We start from the raw sequence: 7,399 nt of genomic DNA, 5'->3' as shown, positions 1-7,399 counted from the left end.
CGGCCCGGCGCGGCTGCCGGAGTGTGCGAGCACCTGGTGGCGGGGGTCTCCACGGGGAGGCCCCCGCCCGCATCAGGTGGTCGGCGATTCGACGCTCTGCGCCAGCGCGTCAAGGGCCTGATCGATCTCGCTCTCGCTGATCGTCAGCGCGGGGCGGAGCCTGAGGCTGCGCTCGCCGCAAGGCAGAGCGATGACATGGTGTTCCTGGTACATGCGGCGCAGCACGTCGTCACGCCGCGCGGCATCCGGAAGGTCGATCGCGCACATCAGGCCCCGCCCGCGGGCGTTGGAGTACTCGGGGTACTTGGCGGCCAGGGACGCCAGGCCCTCCAGGAGATACGTGCCGTGGCGCACGACCTGGTCCAGGAGCCGCGTGCCCTCGATCGTCTCCAGGATCCGAGTGGCCCGGACCATGTCGGCGAGGTTGCCGCCCCAGGTGGAGCTGATGCGGGAGGAGACGGCGAAGACGTTGCCGGGGACCTCCTCGACACGGCCACCGGCCATGACACCGCAGACCTGGGTCTTCTTGCCGAACGCCACCACGTCGGGCTGCACGTCCAGCTGCTGGTAGGCCCACGCGGTGCCGGTGAGGCCGCAGCCGCTCTGGACCTCGTCGAGCACGAACAGTGCGTCGTGCTCGTGGCAGAGCCGCTGCATCGCCTGGAGGAAGCCGGCGCTGAGGTGGTTGTCGCCGCCCTCGCCCTGGATCGGCTCCGCGACGAAGCAGGCGATCTTGCCGTCCGCTGCGCGGAACGCCGCCCTCGCGGCCTCCAGCGCCCGCCGTTCGGCGTCCTGGTTGGCGGTGGAGTGATCGGCCATGGGGTGACGCAGGGCGGGTACCGGGATGCGGGGCCAGGCGAACTTGGGGAACCTGTCCGTCTTCGCCGGCTCGGTGTTCGTCAGCGACATGGTGTAGCCACTGCGCCCGTGGAACGACCGCTCGAGATGCAGTACCTGGAGATCGCCCACCTCCCGCTCGTCGAGGCCCAGCTTCTGCGCCTTCCAGTCGAACGCGACCTTGAGCGCGTTCTCCACGGCGAGCGCCCCGCCGTCCACGAAGAACAGATGCGGCAGCCGAGGGTCTCCGAGCACCCGGGCGAAGGTATCGACAAACCTGGCGTAGGGAACCGAGTAAATGTCAGGGTTGGACGGCTTGTTCACAGCTGCCGCACCAAGTTCCCGCAAGAATTCCGGGTCGTCGACAATGCAGGGCGGATTGATTCCGAGCGGCGCCGATGCGAAGAAGGAAAAAAGGTCGAGATAACTTGTCCCCGTGACGGCGTCGACAAGTCGGCTTCCCGAACTCGCGGAAAGATCGACCACCAGGTCGTAGCCGTCCACAAGCACGTGACGCGCAAGCGTACTGTGCACTTCACGTGCCGCCAGGGGGGACGTTCCCGAGGCGGCGAGGTCGGACCGAGGCTCATGTGCATTCATGGCGAAGACTCCTACGAGCGGCACGACTTGACAGAACGGTCAAACACGGTCCGGGCATCATGTGCCCCGAGGGTTTCCCGGGAATACATGTTGCCCTGCGCTGCTCTTGGAACCCTCTTCCAGTCCTCTTCGGATCCTCTTCGCGATTTCGAAACGACGGCGGAGTATCTGTCGAAGACGGCACGACGGGTGCTAGCGTGCTGCACACCGATCGAATGCGGGCTCCTCTATTTACTGAATTTCCCGGGGGATCACGACATGAGCGTTGCCGACTGGGAGCATGCCCGCGGCCACATGATGCTCGACCGCACCTTCGTCAACCTCAACACCGGTTCGGGCGGCCCACTGCCCCGCAGGACCTTCGAGCGCGTCACCGAGCTGCGCACCCACCTGGCCGGCGCTCCCATGGACTTCCTCCTGCACGAGGTCCCTCCGCTGCTGTGGAACGCGCGTGAGCGTCTGGCCGGACTGCTCGGCGCAGATCCGCGCCGTCTGGCGCTGGCCACCAACGTGACCGGTGCGCTCAACCTGGTGGCGTCCTCACTCCGGCCGAGCGCACCCGGCGAGATTCTGCTGACCGATCACGAGTACACCCCGGTGCGATGGTGCTGGGAGCGGCTGGCCCGGCGCCAGGGTCTGGAGGTGCGCACGTTCCGGCTGCCGGCCCTGCCCGCCGGTCCCGACGAGATCGTGGCGGCCGCCGTCGAGGCGATGGGTCCGCGAACCCGGCTCCTGGCCTTCAGCCACGTGCTGGCGACGACGGGACTCGTCCTGCCCGCACGGGAGTTGTGCGAAGAGGCTCGCCGACGGAACATCGTGACCGTGGTCGACGGGGCCCACACGCCGGCGTTCGTCGACCTGAACCTGGCCGGCCTCCCTTGCGACTTCTATGTGGGAAGCGGTCACAAATGGCTCCTGGCACCGACCGGAACCGGCTTCCTGTATCTGGGCCGGGGGAGCGAGGACGTGCTGGAGCCGACCCAGGTGAGCTGGGCGTACCAGCCACCGCCCGGCGGCGGACCGCTCGACGAGCGGGACTCGTTCGGCAGTACCCCGCGTCTGCGCAGACTCGAATGCGAGGGCACGCGGGACATCTGCCCGTGGCTGGCGATACCGGAGTCGATCGACTTCCAGACCGGCATCGGGCTCGCCGAGATCCGGGCACGCCGACGTGAACTGGCCTTCCATGTGCGGCGACGCCTGGCGGGTGATCGGGGGCTGGAGCCCGCCACCCCCGCCGCGGAGGAGCTCTCCGGCGGAATGGTCGCGTTCCGGCTGCCGAGGACGCCGGGGACGGACCGGCTGCGGCAGGAACTGTGGGAACGCTTCCGGATCGAGGTCGCCGTGCCCGAACGGCCGGAAGGGCCATTGCTTCGAGTCTCGGTGAACTTCTACAACACCGAGGCCGAGATCGACGAACTGGCGGACGCTCTGAAGGAGCTGACGTCCTAGGATCTGCTGCTCGGCAGTGGGAGGAGAGCGAGAGGAATGGCGATGGACACGACAGTGCCGACGTTCGACCTGGGCGAACTGCAACAGGGTAACCACCAGGAGGAGTTCCGTCGCTGCCTGGCGGACAAGGGTGTCTTCTATCTGGCGGGCAGCGGTTTGGGTGAAGCCGACCAGAAGCCCGCCAAGGACGTGGCGGTGGACTTCTTCGAGCACGGCTCCGAGGAGCAGAAGCGCTCCGTCACTTCCCCGGTTCCCACGATGCGACGCGGGTTCACCGGACTGGAGTCGGAGAGCACCGCGAAGATCACCAACAGCGGCTCCTACACCGACTACTCGATGTGCTACTCGATGGGGACTTCGGGCAACCTGTTCCCCACCGACGACTTCGAACAGATATGGACGGGATACTTCGACCGCATGTACCGGGCTTCGCGGGAGGTGGCACGTCAGGTCCTGAGGACCACCGGCGCGGAACCCGAGGGCGGCGTCGACGCGTTCGTCGACTGTGAACCACTGCTCAGGTTCCGGTACTTCCCCGAGGTTCCCGAGCACCGCAGCCGCGAGGAGGAGCCGCTGCGGATGGCGCCGCACTACGACCTGTCGACCGTGACACTGATCCAGCAGACGCCGTGCTCGAACGGCTTCGTGAGTCTGCAGTGCGAGGTCGGCGGCACCTATGTGGACCTGCCGGCCGTGCCGGACACGGTGCTCGTCTTCTGCGGCGCCGTGGCCACACTGGTCACGGGCGGCGAGGTGAAGGCCCCCAGGCACCATGTCGCCGCGCCCGGGCGGGACCGGATCGCGGGCAGCAGCCGCACGTCCAGCGTGTTCTTCCTGCGCCCCAACTCCGACTTCCGCTTCTCGGTCCCACTGGCGAAGGAGTGCGGCTTCGACATCGGCCTGGACGGGGAAACCGCCACGTTCCAGGACTGGATCGGGGGCAACTACGTCAACATCCGCACCAAGACCGGCGCATAGGGTGGACAGCCGATGAACGCAACGACAGTAACCGAGACCGACGTCATCCGTGACCGGGCGCAGACCGCGCTGGCCCGGTGCGGGGTCGACCTGGCCGGACGCAAGGGCGACGATCTGGCCGCGCGGACGCCGGTCACCGGCGGACACCTGTTCGGCCTGCGGGCCGACAGCGTCACCGACGTCGACCGGGCGGTCGAGGCCGCCCATACCGCGTTCCGCCGGTGGCGCACGGTGCCGGCCCCGGTGCGCGGCGCTCTGGTCAAGCGGCTCGGCGAGCTGCTGACCGAGCACAAGGAGGACCTTGCCGACCTGGTGGCGGTCGAGGTCGGCAAGATCCGCTCCGAGGCACTGGGCGAAGTGCAGGAGATGATCGACATCTGCGATTTCGCGGTCGGTCTGTCCCGGCAGCTCAACGGACGCACCATGCCCTCGGAACGCCCTGGTCACCGGCTGATGGAGACGTGGCACCCGCTGGGTGTGGTCGGCACGATCACCGCGTTCAACTTCCCGGTCGCCGTCTGGGCGTGGAACACCGCTGTGGCGCTGGTCTGTGGTGACACCGTCGTGTGGAAGCCGTCCGAGGTTACCCCGCTGACCGCGCTGGCCTGCACCGCACTGCTCGACCGCGCCGTCGCCGAGTCCGGTGCTCCGGCCCACCTCAATCAGGTCGTCCTCGGTGCCGCCGAGATCGGCGCACGGCTGGTGGAGTCGCCCCTGGTCCCCCTGATCAGTGCGACCGGTTCGACACGGATGGGCCGTGCGGTGGGACCTCGCGTCGCGGCGCGGTTCGGCCGCAGCATCCTGGAGCTGGGTGGCAACAACGCCGCGGTGGTGACGCCGTCGGCCGACCTCGACCTCACCGTGGAGGCCGCCGTGTTCGCCGCCGCGGGCACGGCCGGCCAGCGGTGCACGACGCTCCGTCGGCTCATCGTGCACGAGGACGTCGTCGACACCGTGGTCGAGCGGATCGCTGACGCCTTCCGGCGGCTCCCGGTCGGCGACCCGTTCCAGGACTCCACCCTCGTCGGGCCACTGATCAACAAGGACGCGTACACCAGGATGCAGCGGGCTCTCGACCGTGCGGTCGAGGAGGGCGGCACCCTGTGCGCAGGCGGCGAGCGCCGGCTCTCGCGGGCCGCGGACGACGCCTACTACGTGCGGCCCGCCCTCGTGAGGATGCCCGCACAGACCGCGGTCGTACGAGAGGAGACATTCGCGCCGGTCCTGTACGTCCTGACCTACAACGACCTCGGCGAGGCGATCCGGCTGCACAACGACGTGCCGCAGGGCCTGTCGTCCGGCATCTTCACCAACGACCACAGCGAGGCCGAGCGGTTCCTGGCCGCCGACGGCGCCGACTGCGGGATCGTCAACGTGAACATCGGCACCTCGGGGGCGGAGATCGGCGGTGCGTTCGGCGGCGAGAAGGAGACCGGCGGCGGCCGTGAGTCCGGTTCGGATGCCTGGCGCGCCTACATGCGCCGTGCGACCAACACGGTGAACCACTCGGGACGGGTGGCCCTTGCCCAGGGCGTGGACTTCTCCGACTGAGAGTCGAAGGTCCGGCGGCCCGAATCCGGCGGGCCGAATCCGGCGGGCCTGGGACGGTGGCGGAAAGTCCGCGGCCCGTGACGCGAATCGAATGGGTTCTTCTCGGCCAAGCGGGAATCGGCGGACCGCGTCGCGCGTGTTCTGCGCATTAATGTGGGAGTCGATGAACAAGGACATATCAGCGACCGTGGGCCAGGAGACGCCCGGTCGTGGCGGAGCGCGGGCATCAGCCGTCGAACCATCCGAACGGAAGGACCCGCCGGCGGACGCCGAAGGGGCCGGACCGGCGAGCGGGACCACCGACCGGAAGGCCGAGTGCGACGCCGCGATGGCGGGAGAGTCGGCGGACACCCCGGACACGAGCCCTGCGCCCTCGACGGGCGACAACTTCGACGGCGTCACGGAACCTCCCGGCACGGACGTGGATACGGACGGCGAGGGGGACACGGAAGCGGCCGGAGACGGGGACACGGACGGCGAAGCGGAAGCCGAAGCGGACGGAGGGGCGGACGCCGACGCGAAGCCGGCGCCGCCCGTGACCGGGCGGGACCCGGACGACGCCGAAGGCGCGGCGGCCGCAGGGAGCACCGAGGCGGTCGGCGCGCCCCGCTCCGTCGCCCCGGAACCGGCCCGCTCCCTGGCAACCGGGGGCAGGCCCCGGGCCCTGCTCGCGGCGCCGCTGCTGTGTCTGGCCTTGGTGGCCATGGTGGTTGTGCAGGTACAGCGTCCGCTTCCGCACCCGGTGTTCACCCTTGATGTGGCCGCGTCGGCCTCCCGGCAGGCGGAGAGCGGGTTCTCCCTCCCCTGGCCGGAGAAGGGGCAGGCCGCCGTCGCCGTCGAGGGCCTGGGCACCGTCGGGACGTTCGGAGAGCAGCGGCCGGTGCCGACGGCGAGCATCGCCAAGATCATGACGGCCTACGTGATCCTGCGCGAGCACCCCTTGGCGAAGGGCGAGGCGGGACCCGCCATCAGGATCGACGCCCGGGCGGTGGAAGACGGCAAGGCCGTGCACGAATCGCGCATCACCGGGCTGGAGGTGGGCCAGACGTTCAGCCAGCGGGACATGCTGAAGATGCTGATGATCCCCTCCGGCAACAACATCGCCCGGCTCCTGGCCCGTTGGGACACCGGCGCCCAGGACGAGGCCGCCTTCGTCGACAAGATGAACGAAGCCGCCGAGGCGCTCGGCATGGCGAACACCACCTACACCGACCCCAGCGGCCTGGCGAAGGACTCCGTCAGCACGGCGGTCGACCAGCTCAAACTGGCGCACGCGGTCATGAAGTTCGAGGCCTTCCGCGAGGTCGTCGCCCTGCCCAACGCCGACATCGAGGGGCATGGCCGCATCTACAACAACAACGACCGCCTGCTCATGGCCGGACTCGGTATCAGGGGCATCAAGACCGGCTCCAGCACACCGGCCGGCGGCACGCTGGTCTGGGCGGCGTACAAGACCGTGGACGGCAAGGACCGGTTGATCCTCGGCGCGATGATGGCCCAGCACGTGACCGGGCCGGATCCGAACGGCGCCAACAGCCTCGTCCTGGCGCAGGACAACAGCAGGGAGATCGTCGAGTCGGTGCGCGACGCCCTCGCCTCCACCACCGTGGTCAGGAAGGGGGACGTCGTCGGCCACGTCGATGACGGATTCGGCCGCCGGACTCCGGTCGTGGCCGCCCGGGACCTCACCATGGTCTCGCTGCCCGGCCTCGCGCCCGAGTTCACCTTCGACGACGGTGGCGAGAACCTCGCCCACTCCGCGGCGGCCGGCACCCTGGTCGGCGAGCTGGTCACGGCTGTCGGAGACGCGGAGCACACCGTCCCCGCCGTCCTCGAAAGCGACCTCACCGAGCCTTCCTTCGGCGAAAGGCTCACCCGTATCGGGTGACACCCGAGGATGGGACCCGATGCGCCCCGGCCGTCCGCCGGTGGTCTCGGCACCGGCGGACCGTGGCCTTCACCGTCCGCCGGTGCCGAGCCG

Annotated in this window: 5 protein-coding genes; 4 read left to right on the top strand and 1 reads right to left on the bottom strand. The window is 69.3% G+C overall.

What is annotated here, in order from left to right; genetic code table 11:
• Positions 1–72: 72 nt before the first annotated feature.
• A complete protein-coding gene (gene lat / locus M6G08_RS15215; RefSeq protein WP_272587706.1) occupies positions 73–1,437 on the bottom strand; it encodes an L-lysine 6-transaminase in 1,365 nt (454 codons plus the stop codon).
• A gap of 258 nt (positions 1,438–1,695) precedes the next feature.
• On the opposite strand from lat, the gene M6G08_RS15210 reads away from it, so the two are divergent.
• From M6G08_RS15210 to M6G08_RS15195, 4 genes are all read left to right on the top strand, one after another.
• Positions 1,696–2,889, top strand: coding sequence for an aminotransferase class V-fold PLP-dependent enzyme (locus M6G08_RS15210; RefSeq protein WP_272587705.1), 1,194 nt, complete (start codon positions 1,696–1,698; stop codon positions 2,887–2,889).
• Positions 2,890–2,931: 42 nt separating this feature from the next.
• Positions 2,932–3,867, top strand: coding sequence for a 2OG-Fe(II) oxygenase family protein (locus M6G08_RS15205; RefSeq protein WP_272587704.1), 936 nt, complete (start codon positions 2,932–2,934; stop codon positions 3,865–3,867).
• A gap of 12 nt (positions 3,868–3,879) precedes the next feature.
• A complete protein-coding gene (gene amaB / locus M6G08_RS15200) occupies positions 3,880–5,418 on the top strand; it encodes an L-piperidine-6-carboxylate dehydrogenase (protein ID WP_272587703.1) in 1,539 nt (512 codons plus the stop codon).
• Between the two features lie 163 nt (positions 5,419–5,581).
• Positions 5,582–7,306, top strand: coding sequence for a D-alanyl-D-alanine carboxypeptidase (locus M6G08_RS15195; RefSeq protein WP_272587702.1), 1,725 nt, complete (start codon positions 5,582–5,584; stop codon positions 7,304–7,306).
• Positions 7,307–7,399: the final 93 nt, after the last annotated feature.

The organism is Streptomyces sp. M92, from assembly GCF_028473745.1.
Lineage (GTDB): Bacteria > Actinomycetota > Actinomycetes > Streptomycetales > Streptomycetaceae > Streptomyces.
This window is presented reverse-complemented; position numbering and strand designations above follow the sequence as displayed.

Coding starts and splice junctions, on each gene's coding strand:
- M6G08_RS15210 (WP_272587705.1), top strand. CDS start 1,696: ATGAGCGTTGCCGACTGGGAGCATGCCCGCGGCCACATGATGCTCGAC.
- M6G08_RS15205 (WP_272587704.1), top strand. CDS start 2,932: ATGGACACGACAGTGCCGACGTTCGACCTGGGCGAACTGCAACAGGGT.
- lat (WP_272587706.1), bottom strand. CDS start 1,437: ATGAATGCACATGAGCCTCGGTCCGACCTCGCCGCCTCGGGAACGTCC.
- M6G08_RS15195 (WP_272587702.1), top strand. CDS start 5,582: ATGAACAAGGACATATCAGCGACCGTGGGCCAGGAGACGCCCGGTCGT.
- amaB (WP_272587703.1), top strand. CDS start 3,880: ATGAACGCAACGACAGTAACCGAGACCGACGTCATCCGTGACCGGGCG.